The sequence below is a fragment of the Halalkalibaculum roseum genome (assembly GCF_011059145.1).
In the GTDB taxonomy this organism is placed as follows: Bacteria; Bacteroidota; Rhodothermia; order Balneolales; family Balneolaceae; genus Halalkalibaculum; species Halalkalibaculum roseum.
In genome coordinates this window covers 689,874-708,145 of the sequence record NZ_JAALLT010000004.1, presented here as the reverse complement: position 1 = coordinate 708,145, position 18,272 = coordinate 689,874, and the positions used below count along the sequence as shown (strand labels likewise).

Genomic DNA, 18,272 nt, shown 5'->3' with positions numbered 1-18,272 from the left:
GAGTTTTACTATTCTTGCTTTGAATAGTAAAACTCAGAAACCCCATGTATGTCTATTAGTAGAAAGCATTTTTTAAAACAGGCCGGCGCCATGGCTTTGGGTTTCTCCGGCCTTCATCTCTTTAGCAACTGTACGGGACAATCTTCCAACACCCCGGCACCTATCTCCGATGCATTTGGGCCGCTGATAGAAGATCCGGATGGACTCTTCCATTTACCGGAAGGTTTCTCCTATAAAATTATATCTCGTTTTAGAGATGTAATGGATGACGGTTTTTATGTACCGCATCGCCCCGACGGAATGGCTACCTTTCCGGGACCCGATGGTCTAACCATACTGATCAGAAATCATGAAGTGAATCCGGCCTGGGGAGGAGCTGAGAGCGCATTCGGGTCTAACTTTGAACTATCGGAAAAACTGGATGCCTCTTATTTCTATGATTACGGTGTGGATAATAATCCGGGACAAGGTGGAACCACCACTATTGTATACGATACCAGAGAACAGAAAGTAATCAAACAGTACCTCAGCCTGGCGGGTACGCTGCGAAATTGTGCAGGGGGGCCAACCCCCTGGAATAGCTGGCTTAGCTGCGAGGAGATCGTAACCCAACCCAATGATGTTTATGTCAAAGCACACGGTTATGTCTTTGAAGTGCCGGCCTCCGCAGAAATGGGGCTAGCAGACCCGCAGCCAATTAGGGGCATGGGAAGATTCAACCATGAAGCAGTTGCTGTAGATCCCGGTAGCGGAGTTATTTACCTGACGGAGGATGATTCGCAAGGACTGTTATATCGATTCATTCCCAGTGAAAAAGAAAACCTTCATGCCGGTGGAACACTGCAGGCTCTGGCCCTAATCGATAACCCGCAGCTGGATACACGCAACTGGGGAGAACCCTTCATTGAACCCGGGCAACAATTCAAGGCTTCCTGGATAGATCTGGATAATGTTGAATCGCCGGAGAACGACCTCCGTTTTAGAGGATATGAAAAAGGAGCTGCTCGCTTTGCCCGTGGAGAAGGGATGTGGTACGGAAATGAAACCGTTTATTTTGCCTGCACCAATGGCGGAAATAGTGGTCTCGGACAAATTTGGCAATACACTCCTTCCCCTTTTGAAGCGACAGAAAGGGAACAAGAAGATCCCGGTATTTTGGAACTATTTGTTGAACCGAACAGCAGCAATCTTGTAGAAAATGCCGATAATTTAACGGTGGCTCCATGGGGTGACTTGATCGTATGCGAAGATTGTAATAACAGGCAGGATCTAAATGGGATTACTCCCGAAGGAAAGATTTACAAGCTAGGTAGAAATGCCAAGTCAAATTCCGAGCTGGCAGGAGCTACCTTTTCACCCGACGGTTCAACCCTTTTTATGAATATTCAGCATTCAGGATTAACACTCGCTATTACCGGACCATGGCATAAAGCCGGCTCCGAAATGGCATAGTTTCAGTTAAAAGATATAGCAAAACCCCATATTTCAGGGGTTTTGCCACAGAGCCTAAGGCTTCAAGATAGCCTATACCTATTCAAGACCCGGTCCGGCAGTCGCACCGCTTTTTTGTCCGCCATAATTCCCGGCCAGTATCCAGGCACCCCCTGCCAGAGCAAGGTCTTTAAGCAAGTTAGTCATGCTGGGCTGCATCTCCCCACTCATGACGCCGGGCAGATGGATACTCAACACAAAAATAATCAGCATGATGCCGAGCAAAATGCAGGCCAGACGGGTATACTGTTCAATCATGATACTTAGTGATGCAGCAAGAAGGGCAGCACCGGTCAAATAAATCCAGAAAACACCTCCGGGAATCGGAACCATGCCGGCCATGGCACTTCCATTCATGAAATGAAAAATTCCGAATATTCCAAATGGTATAGCGAATACATAACGTCCTATTTTACCAAATAAGTTATTCATAACATCCCCTTTTTTTGGTTCCGGTTAGTAAGACATTTAAGTATAATAAAAACAATACCTAAGAATAAACTAGTTGTCTACAGGCTCTTCAGAGAGCTCTTCAATTTCATCAAGCAATCCCTTTAAATCTTCCGGTCTGCTGTACACATTCATGAGGGTCGTTCGCAAATATAACTTCCCATTAAGCTCTGTTTGAACAATGAAATAGTTGCCATTGTCAATCAGCCTTCTCCTGATTTTCCGGTTATGACTGTCTAAATCACCCCCTGATTGAGATACATGACGGAAGCAGACAATGTTACTTTGTGGCTCTATGGCCAGTTCAAAATTTTCCCTCTCCCTGATAAGTGCTGCAAAGGAATCACCAAGGTTAAAGAGCCGGTTTACAATCTCTTCAAACAGCTTCGGACCATAACGGTTAAGCAGCGTAAATACTTTCAAAGCCATCATATCCTTCGTACACTCGAAGGTTCGTTTACCTAAGTTGTACCACTCATGTTCTTCTTTTTCCCATAGATAAGAAGCTTTTTGGGCAAAAGTTCGATAAGATGAAACCGGATCTTTAAATACTACTCCTGTAACCAAGGCCGGACACATCATCATCTTATGAAAGTCGACGATAACCGAATCTGCTCTCTCAATTCCTTTTAAAACAGGCTTATAAGTTTCAGAATAAGCTGCTGCTCCGCCATGGGCGGCATCCACATGAAACCAGAGATTATGCTCTTTGCAAAAATCCGCAATTTCATCAAGAGGGTCGAATGTACCCGTTGCGGTTGAACATGCACTGCCTACCGCGCCAAGCACCTCAATATTTTGACTCTGCGCTCTCCGGTAAGCATCTGAAAGACAAGCCGTGTCCATACGAAACCGGTCATCCGTAGGTACTGAAATTATACCTTCTTCACCCCATCCCATAATTTTCACTGCACGATTAATACAGTAATGAGCCTGTTCTGAGACCAGAAATCCGAACTTTCTTTTACCGTTTCCGTCCTTCCATATGTCACCTTCTGCTTTAATCTGACGTGCTGCCAATAACGCGGTCAGATTCCCCAGTGTACCTCCTGAAGTCAGGAAACCATCAACCCGGCTATCAAAACCCAGTCGGCCTGCCAGCTCCTTGATTACTGCACGCTCCATAGCTACCGTTGGACTGCCCATTTCATATACGCCGACCCCATTGTTCATAAAGGCACTCAATAGATCGGCAAGTGCTGCTTCGGGAAGTACCGGACTAACCTGGTGGCCCATGTAACCGGAATGGTGTAGATGAATGGAATCCTCAATTACCTCATCGGCCCAACCTTCGAAGTTATCGGAGTTGTTTTCTCCAAGCTTGGCAGCCCAGAATTTATAGAGGTCTTCGGGATCAAAAGGCTTGAATACCTTTGGCTTTTCGTCTTTCTGAGTTGAGGCCAGGTAGTCGGCAAGTAAATCAACTAATTCATGTCCTCGTTTACGAAAGTTGGAAGGGTCGTAGGCCTCGTCAATCTGTGATTTCATAACAGTGCAGCCGGATTCAGGATTTGAGTATAGTACCGGCCAATGATAATCAAAAATCGGGGCTTTCAATACTGTTCATATGTAAGACTGGAATCAGAAAATTTGTATAGTCCCCAAACCGCCCACAATAAAGATCTTGTCATGCTGGCCCCATATTCCTTTCAGATTTTCTGAGGTAAAGGTCGCCATCTGGTTCCACTGCTCGCCGTCGTACTTTAAGATGGTTCCCACGGTGCCCACTACATATGCGCTGGTCGATGAGTTTCCCCATATACCATACAGGCCGGTGTGCGCTTTGCTTTCGGCTTTGCTCCACTCCTTACCGTCAAAATGTGCCATAGTACCACCGGTACCCGTTGCAAACAGGTTTGTATCGGAACTTCCCCAAATGGCATAAAGTGGTTGAAATCCTTCAGCCATGATCTTCCATGAACTACCATCATATTGCAGAATGGCCCCTCTTGAGCTAACTGAGTAGATATTATTCGGTCCGGTACCCCATATATCGTTCAACTCACCAACATCGGGAATATCCATCTCCCTCAGTTTTTGGCCGTCAAAATGATACATGTTACCGGAGGCATCGGTGATGAAAATATTATCTGCAGAAGTGCCCCAAATGGCATTGAGATTCTGTGACAAACCGAGGTCCAGAATGGTCCAGTCATCCCCATTGTAATGAAGAAGCGTACCCGCTTCTCCGATGGCATATACATTATCACCTAAGCTGCCCCAAACATCTGACAGGGTTACCGAGACCCCGCTCTCGGTTTCTTTCCAACTTGAACCGTTATATCTAAGAATATATCCATTCGTACCGACCGCAAACACATTGTTTACCGAACTTCCCCATACGCCTTCAAAGTACTCTTTTGACCACTCATAATCGGCTACATGGTTTGGTACATTGGTTGAAACCCCGGGACTAAGTTCGGTACAAGAAGCAAGCAGGAAGTATAGTATACCGACCCCCAGTGCCGGTTTAAAAAGTCGGGCAATATTTCTTAATGAAAATCGCATAAAGCATTCGTGATAAATGGGTCACGCTTCATTAAGAATATAGAACAAAAAGAATTAAGTAACACGCCGGGAAAACCCTTAAATGACTGTAAAACAAGAACCTGCAATAGATTTTAGTAACTACCGGGTTGCATAATCGAGTTTTGCTGGTTCGTACCGGGAGGGCGTACTCAACAGGTTCAGGAATTTCGACGGAAGTTCCGGATCCGCGTTTAAATTGGCACGCAATTTAATCTGCTATTGCTCCTATGTCCGTAGCTACACTTTCTTGAATACTACTATTCCGTTATGCCCGCCAAATCCAAAGGTATTGCTCATAGCAACATCTATTTCTTTTTCAAGAGCGTCCTTTAAAACAATCTGTAAAGTGGGCGGAATCTCTTCGTCAATTTCTTCGGTATTGATGGTTGGCGGAACTACTCCTTCATTGATCGCCTTCAGGCTGATAATTGCTTCTATGGCTCCGGCGGCTCCCAGTAAGTGACCGGTCATTGATTTCGTAGCACTGATGTGCAGGTTCTTAGGACTCTTCCCAAAAACATTGCCAATGGCATTGGTTTCACTGGTATCGCCCACCGGTGTGGAAGTGGCGTGGGTATTGAGATAATCCACATCCTCAGGATTTAAACCGCTGTCTTCCAGCGCCTGTTTCATGGCAACTGCCGCACCTTTACCTTCCGGATGTGTGGCAGTCATGTGATAGGCATCCGCGGTCATAGCAGCACCGGTTACTTCTCCGTATATCTTGGCCCCTCTTGCTTTTGCATGCTCATATTCCTCCAGAATTAAGGTTGCTGCTCCTTCTCCCATCACAAAACCGTCCCGGTCTTTGTCAAAGGGACGTGAGGCGTGTTCAGGGTCATCATTCCGTGTTGACATAGCACGCATCGCCGAAAAACCGCCGAATGAGGCCTCGGTGATCCCGGCCTCAGAACCTCCGGTAATTATAACTTTGGCTTTGCCCCAGCGGATATAGTTCAGGGCATCCATGATAGCAGTGTTGGATGTGGCACAGGCCGAAACCGTCGCATAGTTGATGCCCATCAGCCCATATTCCATGGATATCAGCCCGGGAGCCATATTGATAATCAGTTTTGGTACAAAGAATGGATTAAACCGTGGTTTGTAATCGTTTTCCGCATAGTTTTTTACCTCCTCCTCAAAGGTAAGCATACCACCCTGACCGCTGCCCCAAATAACTCCGGCATCGAAAGGGTCCATAGCTGAAAAATCCAGCCCGGAATCTTTAACTGCTTCCTGTGTAGAAACCAAGGCGTATTGCGCATACGGATCCGATCTTCGAATGGTATTGTGTTCAAGGTATTCTCCGGGGTCGTAGTCTTTGAGTTCGCAAGCAAAATGAGTACGAAACTGTGATGGGTCGAAATTTGTGATGCGAGCTGCTCCACTTACGCCGTTCGATATATTATTCCAGGAATCTTTTACATTGTTTCCTAGCGGCGACAGTGCTCCTAAACCGGTAACTACAACTCTTTTAGGACTATTCATAAAGTAAAAATTACTTCTTTATTGGGGTGGAAAATTTATTTGAGTCTTAACCAGACTACCTGAAAGATAGGGTTATTACGCATGGCTACACAACCTGACAGGGTGTCAATAAACAAAATGTATGTGAATAAAAGAAAAGGCAGCAAGTAAATCCACAAAAATAAGGCCCTCCTCACGGAGAGCCCTTTTAATTATCAAATGATAGTCGGTCTTAGTTCTGGGTACCGTAGAAACGTTCTCTTTCAATTTTTCCATCATTCCAGTTTTGAACCGCTACCTGCTCAATGGACACAGGCCCATCCGCTCCCTTAAACGTAACTTTCATGGTAGATTCTACGCTGGTAACACCGGTTTCTTCGTTGGATGTGACTCCCTTCACATCAATGCCGTGAAATTCATCCACGCTACCGAAGAACTCATTTTCGCGCTCCCTGTTGGTATCCTTGCCTTCGACTTCCGTTCCGTCTTCAAGTACCATCACAACGTCATCGGCGTAGTACTCTTCAAAAGCGTCCATGGCGGTTCCTTTTGCAATGTGATTGTATACGTCATTTATCTTGTCAAGATAAGTCATAATGTGATTTAATTTAATATTGAACTATCTAGTTAAGTGATATAACCGAGCTCATACAAAAATCGTTTAGACTATTACATTCTTTAAAATATTAAGCCGGAATGCTGCAAGAGGTGGGCATGTTGAGCAAGCATTACATGACTAAAACAATCCCGAAATAAAAAATGTCAGCAAGCAAAACTTTCACAGAGCGCGATATCCTTGATATGGACAAAGTTCCGCGCCTTAAAATGATCAATGCCATATCAGGTTTTAAAAGTGCCAGCCTGGTGGGCACGCGCGATAAAAACGGACACGAAAACCTGGCGATATTTAATTCTATTATACACGCAGGTTCCAATCCTCCATTACTGGCTTTATTGGTCAGGCCTTTAACGGTTCCTCGGCATACATACAGTAACATCAAGGAGACCGGATGGTTCACTGTGAACCACATACGACGGGAGTTTTATAAGCGTGCCCATAAGACTTCCGGTAAATACCGAGAAGATATCAGTGAGTTTGAGGTATGCGGACTGAACTCAACGTACAGCACATTGTGTCCGGCACCTTACGTGGAAGATGCAGTGATCAAGATCGGGCTTACCTTTGAGGAGGAGACTAAAATAGAAGCTAATGGTACCATTCTGATTATCGGGGCTGTAAAAGAACTTACTATTCCATCAGCTTCCATTGAAGATGATGGTTTTGTAAATCTTGAAACAGCCGGTACGCTGGCCATCAGCGGGCTTGACTCCTACCATAAAACAGAACGGTTGAGCAGGGAAGATTTCATAAAGCTGCCCGATGATCTCTCCCGAGAGGATTCGTAGCTTAGATTGGATCCTACCAAATATCCATCACCCTTCTCATTTGAACTATCTGGCCTATATGGTAGGCATTGTGATCTACGATAAGCATAGCTTCCCTGAATAGCGTTTGACCGTCACCGTGTTTTAACGGTATAAGCAAATCATTGGCTTTATCCTTAACCAACTTTTCCATCTCTTTGTGGTCTTTTTCTATGGCTTCAAGAGAGTCTTGCCACTCATCCATGCTGTCAGGTTTATCTGATTCAGGCCAGTACCCTTCCGGCCAGTTTGGAGATTCATAATCAGGATCCTTTGAAAAAGCTACAATATCATGCTGTGCTATGCGGATATGTTCTATCAGCTCCCAGATAGTGTGCGGGAAATGCTCCGGCTTTTTCCCCAGATCAGACATGGATAAATTCTCTACAGCCTTTTGGAAGTCTACATGTGCATTTCTGCCGGTAAGCTGTTCAAGAAGCAACTCGCGTATTCTGGATTGGTCATTCATGAATATCAGATGAGCTTATTAACAATTACTACAAAGAAGGGAGAAACAACAAAAGCCCTGCGACTGCAGAGCTTTTTTCGAGTAACTGTTTTTAATATAAGGGGATTACCCCATACAGAACAAGTAAACTATTATACCGGTTATTAATATATAAGTAATGTATAATTAATGTTTATATATAATATGTTTTTATTAGACTTAAATGACTTTTCCCGGTACTGAAATTAATCTATTTCAAAGAAATTACGGTCATCTAGCGCATTTCCTATTCCGGTTTGGGCTGAATGATAAATGAACAGCTAATAAGTCAGAAGATAAAGGAGCGGGACCTCGTCATGCTTTTGCCCAATTTTGTATGCATTCTTATAGCAAGAAAAGTAGCGTTTCTGTCCAGGTAATAAGACGCTAGAAGTAAGAATGCTTTTTAAGGATAAAACGATAAGGTATGTATCCTTTATAAAGAGGCAGTGAGGCTACGAAAATGCAAGTATAAAGAGGTCTTTAAAAAAAGGTGCGATAGAGAATAGTGGGACGTTCAGTTACACTTAGTCTTGGAGGGTATAAACGACAAAAGCCCTGCGGATGCAGAGCTTTTTTTCAAGTAACTATTTACAATATATGAGGATTACCCTATACGGAACAAGTTTATTTTTTCTTATTGCACTAATGTATAACTAATATATATCCAATAGTAGTTTATATTTAAATAATGTATGTATTTATTTATATTCATCAACGCAAATAGTTCTGATATTTTGGTAATCTAAATGAGATTTGTGCCTGATGCCCAAGCAACTCGGTAACTTGATACTATTTTCTGTCGATGATCTCCATGAACAGCTCGGACTGAGCAAAATGACCATCCGTGCCTACTTGAGGGAAGGGAAGATCAGGGCGCGGAAGCTGGGAGTGCAATGGTATGTCACCGAAGAAGCTCTGCGTGAATACTTTGATGAGCCTACTGCAAGGACCCAAAAAGCTAAAAAGCCCAAAGCCTCTCATCGCTATATCGTTAAAGGAATTAATGACTTGGTTAGTGAACAGGAAGAGTGTGATACCCTCGAGGAGACCCTTGAGTGTATTCGTAACCAGGCGATAATCAGCTTGTTCCAGGTCGAAATTATCGATAAAGAATCAGGAGAGGTTGTCGAGCTGGTTAAAGCACGGGACTTTCTCGAAAGACATGAGCACTAAATATATTGGCTTCCTGTATCCCGCAACCCTTGATCAATCTCATAAGAAGATTTTTTTAAAGAATTACGTGTTTTGTTTGTTATCCAAAAAACCGAAATACAACTTTATTAGATTCACATTTAAATAAATACTACTTACAAATGCTTTCAAAAGACGATACAAAATTGGAAATCTTTGGATTCGGAGAAGGAGATGATGATAATTTTTATTGCCTTGTAAACCTTACAAAAAGTCCGGACGGTATCGATTTGAAAAAACTTTCCATGGCCGACCCTCGCAACTTTGATGAAGCTTTAAATAAACAAGGCTGCATACTGCTGCTTCGCGGGGATGAAGTGGAAGAGCTTATAGAGCGTGATGAGATTTCCGATTCTGACCTGCACCAGTCTATTTACGACCTGGCTGTGAGAGAAGAGATTATTACATAGGAAGAACAGATGCTGGATGCTGATAAAGAGTACACTCTTACATGTACAAAATGCAAGTTTGTGGCAAATTGTGATAATTCGGGCTCATTGAAGCGTCCACGCTTGAACGAATAGAGTTGACAAGCGTGGACGCTTGTCACAGCCGGAGCTCACACCTCAAAAGGTCCGTTTTCCTGCCACCAATGCCAAGACTGAAGGATGGTGACCATAGTTTTACCGTCTGAAATCTCTCCCTTATGCACCATCTCAACTGCCTCTCGAAATGGTAACCGGTGTTTCAGCAGGAATTCGTCCTCATCGACTTTTTGGTTAAAACTGGTAAGATCCCAGGCCGTATACAGGTGTATAACCTCATCCGTATAACCGATGCTGGGGTAAAACGGTCCTAAATAGTGCATGTATTCAGAAGAAATGCCTACTTCTTCTTCCAGTTCCCGTTTAGCCGTGCTTTCAGGAGTTTCTCCTTCATCAAGTTTGCCGGCCGGTACTTCATAAAAAATCTGCCGCAGCGGGTACCGGAACTGCTTGACCAGCATAACTTCTCCATTTTCAAAGACCGGCAGCACTGCCGACGCTCCGGGATGCTTAATCCACTCCCGCGTTGAGACATTGCCATTAGGAAGCTTCGCCTTATCTGCAAAAACGTGCAGTAGCTCTCCTTTAAATACCTCTTCTGAGCTTACCTCTTGTTCTATTAGTTTGTCTGAATCATTCATCGTCTGCATTATTTTATGTATTATCACAGCAGGCAAAGGTACCATTTTAATTTAAAAGTTTAAGCAGGGCGATACCTGAGTGAGTGCAGCAAAAAACATTGACGGGAAAAAGGTCAAGGTCAAGCAAACGCTTTTTACCTGGTCAAATCTCATTTCCTTAAGCCGCGTATTTATTGCTTTTCCCATCGTATACCTGCATTACACCAACAATTTCCAGATCACCTGGACCATTGGCTTACTCATACTCTATGGTATGATCTCCGACTATCTGGATGGTTATGCGGCCCGTAAGCTGAATGAGATATCGGAGTGGGGCAAAGTGCTTGATCCGATTGCAGATAAAATATCGGCATCCATACTGTTTCTGTATACGGTGTATATCGGGTATGTGCCGCTTTGGTTCTTACTTTTAGAATTGGCGAGAGATGCGATCATTCTGACAGGATCTACCTATCTGAAATTTGCACGCGGGAAGGTAGCCATGGCTGTCATGTCAGGTAAGTGGAGCGTCAATGCCCTTGCAGGGTATTGGATGGCTGCTTTCTTTTTCCCGGAATTCCAGGCTGTACAAAACTTTTTCATGGGAATTGCACTGGTGCTTATGTTTTTGTCCTTCATTGATTATTTTCATCGTTTCAAACTGATTCGCATGGGTTTGGAATATAACTAGACTTAAAAGCTGGATTTCCTGCTAATATTCAAACCGATACACACAGGGTATTTGTTCTGCCAGGCATTAGCGACATCCTAAATTGAGATATACATTATGGGTTTTCTGGAAAAACTGGGATTAAAGAAAAAAGAGAAAGTTGAGAAAGGTGTCGAAAAGAGCCGTACCGGCATTATGGAGAAGCTCGGTAAGGCCATTGCCGGAAAGGATACTGTCGATGCCGAAGTGCTGGATGAACTCGAAGAGATTCTCATCACCTCTGATGTTGGCGTAAAAACTACTGTTGAAATCATAGACCGTATTGAAGCAAGAGTTGCCAAAGACAAATACCTTAACAGCAGTGAGCTCAATAATATCCTTAAGGAAGAGATCATTGCCCTGTTGAAGGATCATGCCCCGGATAAACCGGCAGAATTCGATGCTGACTTTCCTCAAAAACCGCATATCATTATGGTAGTGGGAGTCAACGGGGTCGGTAAAACAACAACTATTGGCAAGCTGGCGCATCTCTACAGGCAAGCAGGAAAGAAAGTTGTGCTAGGTGCTGCCGATACATTCCGGGCTGCCGCGGTTGATCAGCTTAAGATTTGGAGTGAGAGGGCAGATGTACCCATTATACAACAGGGACAAAACGCCGACCCAGCTGCCGTTGCCTACGATACTGTGGAGGCAGCCAGTGCCCGTGGAGCCGATGTTGCCCTGGTCGATACGGCCGGAAGACTTCACAATAAGAAATCCCTTATGGATGAGCTCGCCAAAATTAAACGAGTCATGGGAAAGGTAGTGGAAGGGGCACCCCATGAGGTTATTCTGGTGCTGGATGCTTCTACCGGTCAGAATGCTATGGAACAGGCCAAAGCTTTTACCTCCTTCGTAGACATAACCGGTCTCGCACTTACCAAACTAGACGGTACCGCCAAAGGGGGGATTGTAATAGGTGTTTCCAATGAACTGGATGTGCCGGTAAAATATATCGGTGTAGGTGAACAGATAGAAGATCTCCAGGTATTCGACCGTGAACTCTTTGTCAACTCCCTGTTTGGCGACTAGAATCAGTTCGCTATAAATTCTGTTATGCATCCCAGAAAAATATATCCCAACCTAGTTCTTTATTACAGGCAAGCTGTATGCGGTTTGGTATTACTTCTGGCCGGTGTTAGCATAACAGTCGCTCAGCCAAATCCATCATATTCAATCGATTCCCTGCAGGCCGCAAATAAATTCAAGCAGGGACAAGAACTTTTTGCCGAAGCAAATTATGACAGCTCACTGACTCTGCTGTCTCAAGCTGCCAATTATTATGAGGAAGCGGAGAAGTGGTCTAGACTTGCAGAGTCTTATAACTTGATGAGTACCAATTACCGGATACTTAACCAGCTTGAGGAATCGGAAAGCCTATCACGAAACGTCCTGGAAATATTAGACAAGCCATCATTAGAACAACCGGTTCAGCGAGCCAAAGCCTTGAACAACCTCAGTCTCATAGAAACCGATCGGAGTAATTTTCAAACGGCAATCGCCTTACTGGATGAAGCCCTGGAAGTAGCCAGGGAACCGGTAGTTCCAGCCCATATGAGGGCAATGATTTTGGGGAACCTGGGTTCTGTTTATGACGAGCAGGGTGACTTTGAAAGGGCCCTTGAATGGTATTCCAAGGGCATCAACCTGCTGGATAATAATGGATCTCAGGATGAGCGCAAACAGCTCGCTAAAATTTATAACTATGCCGGTGTTACACACGTCAAAATGGGACGATTTGAGGAGGCCCTGCAGTTCTACAATAAAGAACTGGAAATAAACCTCGATCTATTCGGTTCTTCGCACCCCTCGGTGGCAGGGGGATACAATAATATCGGTGGAATTTATTATAGGTCAGGGGATATCGGGGAAGCAATCGTCTATTTCAAAAGAGCAGCTTCGTCTACGGAACTTACTTTCGGAGAGAACCATCCAAGGGTAGGTCTCATTTATAACAATATCGGCGCCTGCTACTATGAAATCGGTAACTACTCCGAGTCCATTAAATACCTCAAGCGGTCAGCCGAAATTAAAAAAGAGACGCAGGGTGCCGACCATCCCGACCTGGCCCTGACCTATAACAATATCGGTAGCATATACACCGAAATGGAGCAGTATGAAGAGGCTATAGATTACCTGAACCGCTCTCTGAACATACGTATTCGAGCACTCGGTGAAAATCATCCGGTTCTGTCTAATAATTACAATTCACTGGGGTTGCTCTATCTGGAAACAGAGAGGTTTGAAAAAGCTATTGACCATTTTACCAAGGCACTAAGTATTACCGAAGAGACAAGAGGTCCCAATCATCCCTACGCCGCGGAAGCTAAAACAAATCTTGCCAAATCATACCGGATGAAAGGCGATTATTCAAAAGCCCTGATGCATTTAAAAGAGGCTGAAAAATCGTTGTCATTAGAAAATGGTTCTGATATCGAATTCCGATATCCCACATATGCGGTTGACGTGCTGAATGAAATAGGAAAGACCCTTCATGAAGAGTTTAAAAGCGATCCCACCCGTGGATTAAATCAACTGAAATCAGCCCTTGCCACATATACCCGGCTTTCAGAACTGCTGGATGCAATGCAAAACAAATTCTTAAGTGAAGAGTCAAAACTTTTGGTGAGTTCTCGCAGTCATGAAATATATGAGTCGGCCATCGATGTCAGCTATGATTTATACAATGAGACGGGCAACCAAAAATTTATCAGTGACGTATTTTTCTTCTCGGAAAAAAGCAAAGCACGGGTGATTCTCGAACTGCTGAACGATAAAAAGGCCCAAAAATATGCGGGTGTACCCGATACACTCATTGCCTATGAACAGGACCTGAGGGAACAGCTTTCAGGTGTTCAGCAAACCTTGAATTCGCGGCTTAGCAGTTCAGGTTCCGACTCCCCTGTGGATTCACTTCAGAGTTCGCTTTTCAAGCTCCATCAAGAGTTGAACAAGCATATTGAGATGCTGAGTAAGGAGTATCCCAAATATCATAGCTTCAAATACAAAACCGATGTACCGGACCTCAGCAGATTGCAAAAGATGTTGCGGACGGAGGATTTAACACTACTTGAGTATTTTTATGGTAAAAAGTCTACGTGGGCAATTGTACTGAGTAAGGAAAATATCAATGTAGTTCCATTGCCTCACCTATCAAACTTAAACGAAGCAGTCAGTGAATTCGACCGGGCCGTTTCACTTAAAGAAGATGCTAATTACAGATCTCTTGCCCGAAAGTTCTACACTAATCTTATAGAGCCTCTGGAGAAGCATATTCATACTGAGCAATTACTGGTAATCTCCGACGGCCCTTTAAATCTCCTTCCCTTTGAAGCCCTGCTTACTGATGAGATACAAGACAGTGAAAACTATAGTGATTATCCTTATTTGCTCAAAAAATATACTATCAGCTATTTACCATCGGTTTCCATGTCTGCCTTTGTCAGTAATGAGAAGGAAAATACTTTCCGCGATACATTTGCCGCTTTCGCACCTGTATTTTCCGGAAAAAAGATTGGTAAACTGCCATCTGTAGCCAGCAGAAATAACTGGGGAGCACTGCCTTCAACCCGCTATGAAGTTGAGGAAATTGCGGAAGTCCTTGAGCAAGAGCGCAGTTTATGGACAAGGATTACAGGGGATAAGTCAACCAGGGTCTACCTTGAAAATGATGCTACCGAAAGCCAGTTCAAGAGCACTACCCTCCAAAATTACCGGTACCTTCACCTGGCAACCCACGCTTTTGCCTCCGACACAACCTCGGGACGTGCGGGCATTGCCTTTCATCCCGAATCGGGCTCCCAAAGCAGTGAAGATGGCATTCTGTATGCTGAAGAAATCTATGGCCTAAATCTAAATAACGAATTGGTTGTACTAAGTGCCTGCGAAACCGGTACCGGAGAAGTTCGAACCGGGGAAGGGATTATCGGGCTCAGCAGGGCCTTTCAGTATGCCGGTGCCGATAACCTGCTGGTATCTCTTTGGAGCGTGGAAGATCGCTCCACGGCACGTCTAATGATCTCCTTCTATAAGCAACTTCAGGAAGGGGTTAAGCCTTCCATAGCGCTACAGTTGGCCAAACAGGATTTAGTTGAAAGTTATAGCTATGCCCATCCGGGCTATTGGTCACCCTTCATATTTATAGGCAATTAAAACATCTCCTTTGCTTTTAGCCACCGGTACCCGGACTGCTAGTATCGTCTTCATCTTCTTCTTCAGGTTCTTCGGTAGGCGGGTCTGGCATAGCCCACTTCTCCGTTCCAAATGACTTCCCAAATAACTCATCCAACATAATGATCTCCTGATTGTCTGAATTTATAATAGTGTGATCTTAAAGCATATACAATGCCCATTATTTTCATAATTGCCAAACATTTTTGTAAAATGATTGGGCTTTATAGCTCTCAAATTACAAGTCCTCTAAATTCGGTAAAGTGAACAGACTGGTAGTTGCATATCTGATAGTGGCGTTTTTCTGGCCTGTTCTTTGCCACGGCCAAAATAAACAGCTTGCAGATTCACTGCGAATTAAGGGAGAAAGCTTCCATGATCAAGGTAAGTACCGTGAAGCCGAGTTTTACTACAAGGAAGCCTTCCCAATTTACCAAAAGCACCGTGATACCGGTTCCATGATAGTGACTGGCATGTACTATGCAGAAGTCATGTTCGCGAGGTCTAAATACAATGACGCTATTAATCTCCTGAACAGCTTGTTAGATATCGACCATATAGCAAGGGATACGCTGCGAGCTCGCATGGAGCGAACTTTGGGAATGATCAAAGAAAATATCGGGCAGCTGGAGGAATCAGTAGCACATTTTGAAAATGCCCTGAGGCTTGCCAGGGAGTCTAATGATAGCCTTATGATCGGTTACACTTTACAGAGTATAGCTGACAATTACAACGGAATGGGAGACCATTCAAAGGCTATAAATGCCTATCTAAATACTATACCTATTCTAGAAGCGGTAGGTAACCGGGGAGGATTGTCAACTGCTTATAGAAATATCGGTTCTATCTACCGTGAATTGTCGTTATACGACAAGGCACTGGAATATTTAAATAAGAGTCTTGAAATCCGAAGAGAGCTCAATAATTATGATTTGTTGGCTTCTTCCTATAATTCTATCGGAGGACTACAAAAAGATTTAGGGAACTATGATCAAGCACTTATCGCCTATCAGAAGAGCCTCGAATATATTGATGAGGTGGGTTCTCCGGCGGATAAAGCAAATTATCTCAATAATATCGGTACACTGTATAATCTAATAGGCAACCAGAATAGGGCTCTAGAATACTATGAAGAGAGTTTGGCCATTCGAGAAAAAATTGATCACCCCAGCCGGCTAACAACATTGTACAGCAATATAGCCAACCGGCGGTTTGACCTTGGGGATGTTCAGCAGGCCAAAAAGTATTATACAACAGTACTCTCTATTCGTGAAGAGCAGGGGAATGCAACCGAGATTGCGAAAACGCTGCTTGATCTTGCCAAAGTGGAACAGAAGAAAGAAAATCTAAGCCAGGCCCATGATTATTCCCGCCGCGCATTCGCAATTGCGGATTCCACAAAGGATTATTCACTGTTGCTGGATTCAAGCAGAAGGCTAGGTTTTATTAAAAGGGAAATGGATCATTCTGCCGAGGCGTTATCCCTCTTCAAGAACAGCTTTGCATACAGTCGTTTCTTAAGCAAACGCCACCAAATCCATCCCTTAATGACGCTTAGCGAGGCCTATGACAAACAAAACTCTGACAGTACGTTGGTATACGGGCAGGAGGCAATTGCACTGATTGAAGAAAGCCGTTCCAAGACGGGTTCCTATTCCGCTCTCAAGGCCGATTTTTTTGAACGATTTTCTGACTTCTATGTCGACATGGCCGGCTGGGAGTTGAAATACAGGAACGATGTATCCAAAGCTTATGCCTACGTGGAACGTGCAAAGGCCCGTACGCTTGCCGATGAATTGACCCAGGCTTCTCAACGCATAGATGAAGCCCTGCCTGACTCTGTCCGTATCGAACGGAATCAAAAACTATCGGCTATTGATAATTTATATTCCCAGCTTCGCGCCACAGAAAATACTGGAAAGAGAGAAGAACTGGAATCAAAAATACGAAAGAGCGAGCTGGAGTATGCGGCTTTCCAAAATGAGCTTCACAGCAAATATCCGGAATATAAAAAACTGGAACTTCAAGACCCGGTCACCATCCACACGGCACGGTCTATCAACAGTTCCGATACCGCTATCCTTGAATATGCCCTCAGCAATGAGCAGCTCCTTGTATTTTTTATTACCAGATATGGTCAGTCAGTACACAAATATTCCCTTAAAGAACTTGCGGAAAATAGAGACCTTGAACTAAAGGAATTGGTACAAGACTTCAAGGATGCTATTCTTTCGCAGGCCGGCAGGGAAGAGTTGGATCTGCGATCTTCTACTCTCTATGAACTTCTATTAGAACCTTTTGAGGAGGAACTTTCTGATTACAAAAATCTGCTCATTATTCCGGACGGACCACTTGCCTATCTGCCCTTTGAAGCTCTTCGAAATAATAACAGTTACCTTATCGAGCGATTTACGATCAAGTACTCTCCTTCTGTAACCAGCCTCACCTTGCTTAAAGATCCTGTTAAAGAGCAGAAAAGGGACCTGCTGGCCGTTGCCGGTTCAGAAGTTATGAATGTTGACTCGGAAACTGGGAGACGGATGATCTCCTATTCCGCACTGCCCTCTACACTTATAGAAATAGATTCAATCGCTTCACACTTTAGCAGGGTCACTAAACTGAAAGAAGAAGAGGTGACGGAGCCTATTCTCAAACGGCATCTAAATAACCGCTATCAATATATCCATTTGGCCACACACGGATATATTGATGAAGATCATCCTACACAAAGCGGCCTCAGGCTCATCGGCACGCAGAATATGGAGGTCTCTTCGGAAAATGACGGGTTACTAAAAAGCTCAGAAATATACCGCCTGAATTTAAACTCAGATATGGTAGTGCTCAGTGCCTGCAATACCGGGATGGGCAAAGTCGTAAAAGGGGAGGGCATGCTAGGCCTTCAGCGTTCTTTTTTCTATGCAGGAACCTCAACTGTAGTGGTTAGCCTGTGGAATGTATATGATCGGTCTACGGCTTCACTGATGAATGAGTTTTATAAGTCCATATTGGACCATCAACAGAATCCAAAAACTTCTATGTGGGATAGAATTGCCCGCAAGTTAGGTTGGGACGATTCCATCCCTTTTGGGGAAAAAGCAAAGGCCATGCAAACGGCAAAAATACAGTTAATAGATCACCCGATCTACAATCATCCCGTTTATTGGGCGCCCTTCATTGTGGTGGGGAGATAGAGGTATAAGGTATAAGGTATAGGGTATAAGGAATAAGGATGATAAGATAGATTT

Annotated in this window: 16 protein-coding genes; 8 read left to right on the top strand and 8 right to left on the bottom strand. The window is 44.0% G+C overall.

The window, feature by feature from the left end; all coding sequences use genetic code 11:
- Positions 1-48: 48 nt before the first annotated feature.
- Positions 49-1,452 carry an alkaline phosphatase PhoX gene (locus tag G3570_RS14970; protein WP_165143635.1) on the top strand — a complete coding sequence of 468 codons (1,404 nt, stop codon included), beginning with the start codon at positions 49-51 and terminating at the stop codon, positions 1,450-1,452.
- A gap of 78 nt (positions 1,453-1,530) precedes the next feature.
- Here the strand turns inward: G3570_RS14970 and G3570_RS14965 are convergent, their stop codons facing one another.
- The 5 genes from G3570_RS14965 to G3570_RS14945 all read right to left on the bottom strand — a co-directional run bounded on the left by G3570_RS14965 (position 1,531) and on the right by G3570_RS14945 (position 6,532).
- Complete coding sequence (locus tag G3570_RS14965) at positions 1,531-1,923, bottom strand: DoxX family protein (RefSeq protein ID WP_165143634.1); 393 nt, start codon at positions 1,921-1,923, stop codon at positions 1,531-1,533.
- A 69-nt stretch (positions 1,924-1,992) separates the two neighbouring features.
- Positions 1,993-3,429 carry a pyridoxal phosphate-dependent decarboxylase family protein gene (locus G3570_RS14960; RefSeq protein ID WP_165143633.1) on the bottom strand — a complete coding sequence of 479 codons (1,437 nt, stop codon included), beginning with the start codon at positions 3,427-3,429 and terminating at the stop codon, positions 1,993-1,995.
- 93 nt (positions 3,430-3,522) lie between these two features.
- Positions 3,523-4,449: a beta propeller repeat protein gene (locus tag G3570_RS14955; protein ID WP_165143632.1), complete on the bottom strand. Its 927-nt coding sequence runs from the start codon at positions 4,447-4,449 to the stop codon at positions 3,523-3,525.
- Positions 4,450-4,707: 258 nt separating this feature from the next.
- On the bottom strand, positions 4,708-5,958 hold the full coding sequence (gene fabF, locus G3570_RS14950; RefSeq protein ID WP_165143631.1) for a beta-ketoacyl-ACP synthase II: 1,251 nt from the start codon (positions 5,956-5,958) through the stop codon (positions 4,708-4,710).
- Positions 5,959-6,169: 211 nt separating this feature from the next.
- Positions 6,170-6,532: a nuclear transport factor 2 family protein gene (locus tag G3570_RS14945; RefSeq protein WP_165143630.1), complete on the bottom strand. Its 363-nt coding sequence runs from the start codon at positions 6,530-6,532 to the stop codon at positions 6,170-6,172.
- Positions 6,533-6,696: 164 nt separating this feature from the next.
- Here G3570_RS14945 and G3570_RS14940 point away from each other — a divergent pair, with 164 nt between their 5' ends.
- Positions 6,697-7,344 carry a flavin reductase family protein gene (locus tag G3570_RS14940; protein WP_249067153.1) on the top strand — a complete coding sequence of 216 codons (648 nt, stop codon included), beginning with the start codon at positions 6,697-6,699 and terminating at the stop codon, positions 7,342-7,344.
- Between the two features lie 13 nt (positions 7,345-7,357).
- On the opposite strand, the gene G3570_RS14935 is transcribed toward G3570_RS14940, so the two are convergent.
- Complete coding sequence (locus G3570_RS14935) at positions 7,358-7,831, bottom strand: DinB family protein (RefSeq protein ID WP_165143629.1); 474 nt, start codon at positions 7,829-7,831, stop codon at positions 7,358-7,360.
- A gap of 783 nt (positions 7,832-8,614) precedes the next feature.
- Here G3570_RS14935 and G3570_RS14930 point away from each other — a divergent pair.
- Both G3570_RS14930 and G3570_RS14925 read left to right on the top strand, forming a co-directional pair.
- The gene (locus tag G3570_RS14930) at positions 8,615-9,025 is read left to right on the top strand and encodes a helix-turn-helix domain-containing protein (protein WP_165143628.1); all 411 of its coding nucleotides are present in this window, start codon (positions 8,615-8,617) and stop codon (positions 9,023-9,025) included.
- Positions 9,026-9,165: 140 nt separating this feature from the next.
- Complete coding sequence (locus G3570_RS14925; RefSeq protein WP_165143627.1) at positions 9,166-9,453, top strand: hypothetical protein; 288 nt, start codon at positions 9,166-9,168, stop codon at positions 9,451-9,453.
- A gap of 149 nt (positions 9,454-9,602) precedes the next feature.
- On the opposite strand, the gene G3570_RS14920 is transcribed toward G3570_RS14925, so the two are convergent.
- Positions 9,603-10,178, bottom strand: a complete 576-nt coding sequence (locus tag G3570_RS14920) for an NUDIX domain-containing protein (RefSeq protein WP_249067151.1) — start codon at positions 10,176-10,178, stop codon at positions 9,603-9,605.
- A gap of 70 nt (positions 10,179-10,248) precedes the next feature.
- Here G3570_RS14920 and G3570_RS14915 point away from each other — a divergent pair, with 70 nt between their 5' ends.
- The 3 genes from G3570_RS14915 (at position 10,249) to G3570_RS14905 (ending at position 15,009) form a co-directional block, all read left to right on the top strand.
- The gene (locus G3570_RS14915) at positions 10,249-10,839 is read left to right on the top strand and encodes a CDP-alcohol phosphatidyltransferase family protein (protein WP_165143626.1); all 591 of its coding nucleotides are present in this window, start codon (positions 10,249-10,251) and stop codon (positions 10,837-10,839) included.
- Positions 10,840-10,935: 96 nt separating this feature from the next.
- Complete coding sequence (gene ftsY, locus G3570_RS14910) at positions 10,936-11,889, top strand: signal recognition particle-docking protein FtsY (RefSeq protein WP_165143625.1); 954 nt, start codon at positions 10,936-10,938, stop codon at positions 11,887-11,889.
- A 24-nt stretch (positions 11,890-11,913) separates the two neighbouring features.
- Positions 11,914-15,009: a CHAT domain-containing tetratricopeptide repeat protein gene (locus G3570_RS14905; protein WP_165143624.1), complete on the top strand. Its 3,096-nt coding sequence runs from the start codon at positions 11,914-11,916 to the stop codon at positions 15,007-15,009.
- Positions 15,010-15,025: 16 nt separating this feature from the next.
- Here the strand turns inward: G3570_RS14905 and G3570_RS16515 are convergent, their stop codons facing one another.
- Positions 15,026-15,148 carry a hypothetical protein gene (locus G3570_RS16515; protein ID WP_282958245.1) on the bottom strand — a complete coding sequence of 41 codons (123 nt, stop codon included), beginning with the start codon at positions 15,146-15,148 and terminating at the stop codon, positions 15,026-15,028.
- Between the two features lie 142 nt (positions 15,149-15,290).
- On the opposite strand from G3570_RS16515, the gene G3570_RS14900 reads away from it, so the two are divergent.
- Positions 15,291-18,218: a CHAT domain-containing protein gene (locus tag G3570_RS14900; RefSeq protein ID WP_165143623.1), complete on the top strand. Its 2,928-nt coding sequence runs from the start codon at positions 15,291-15,293 to the stop codon at positions 18,216-18,218.
- Positions 18,219-18,272: the final 54 nt, after the last annotated feature.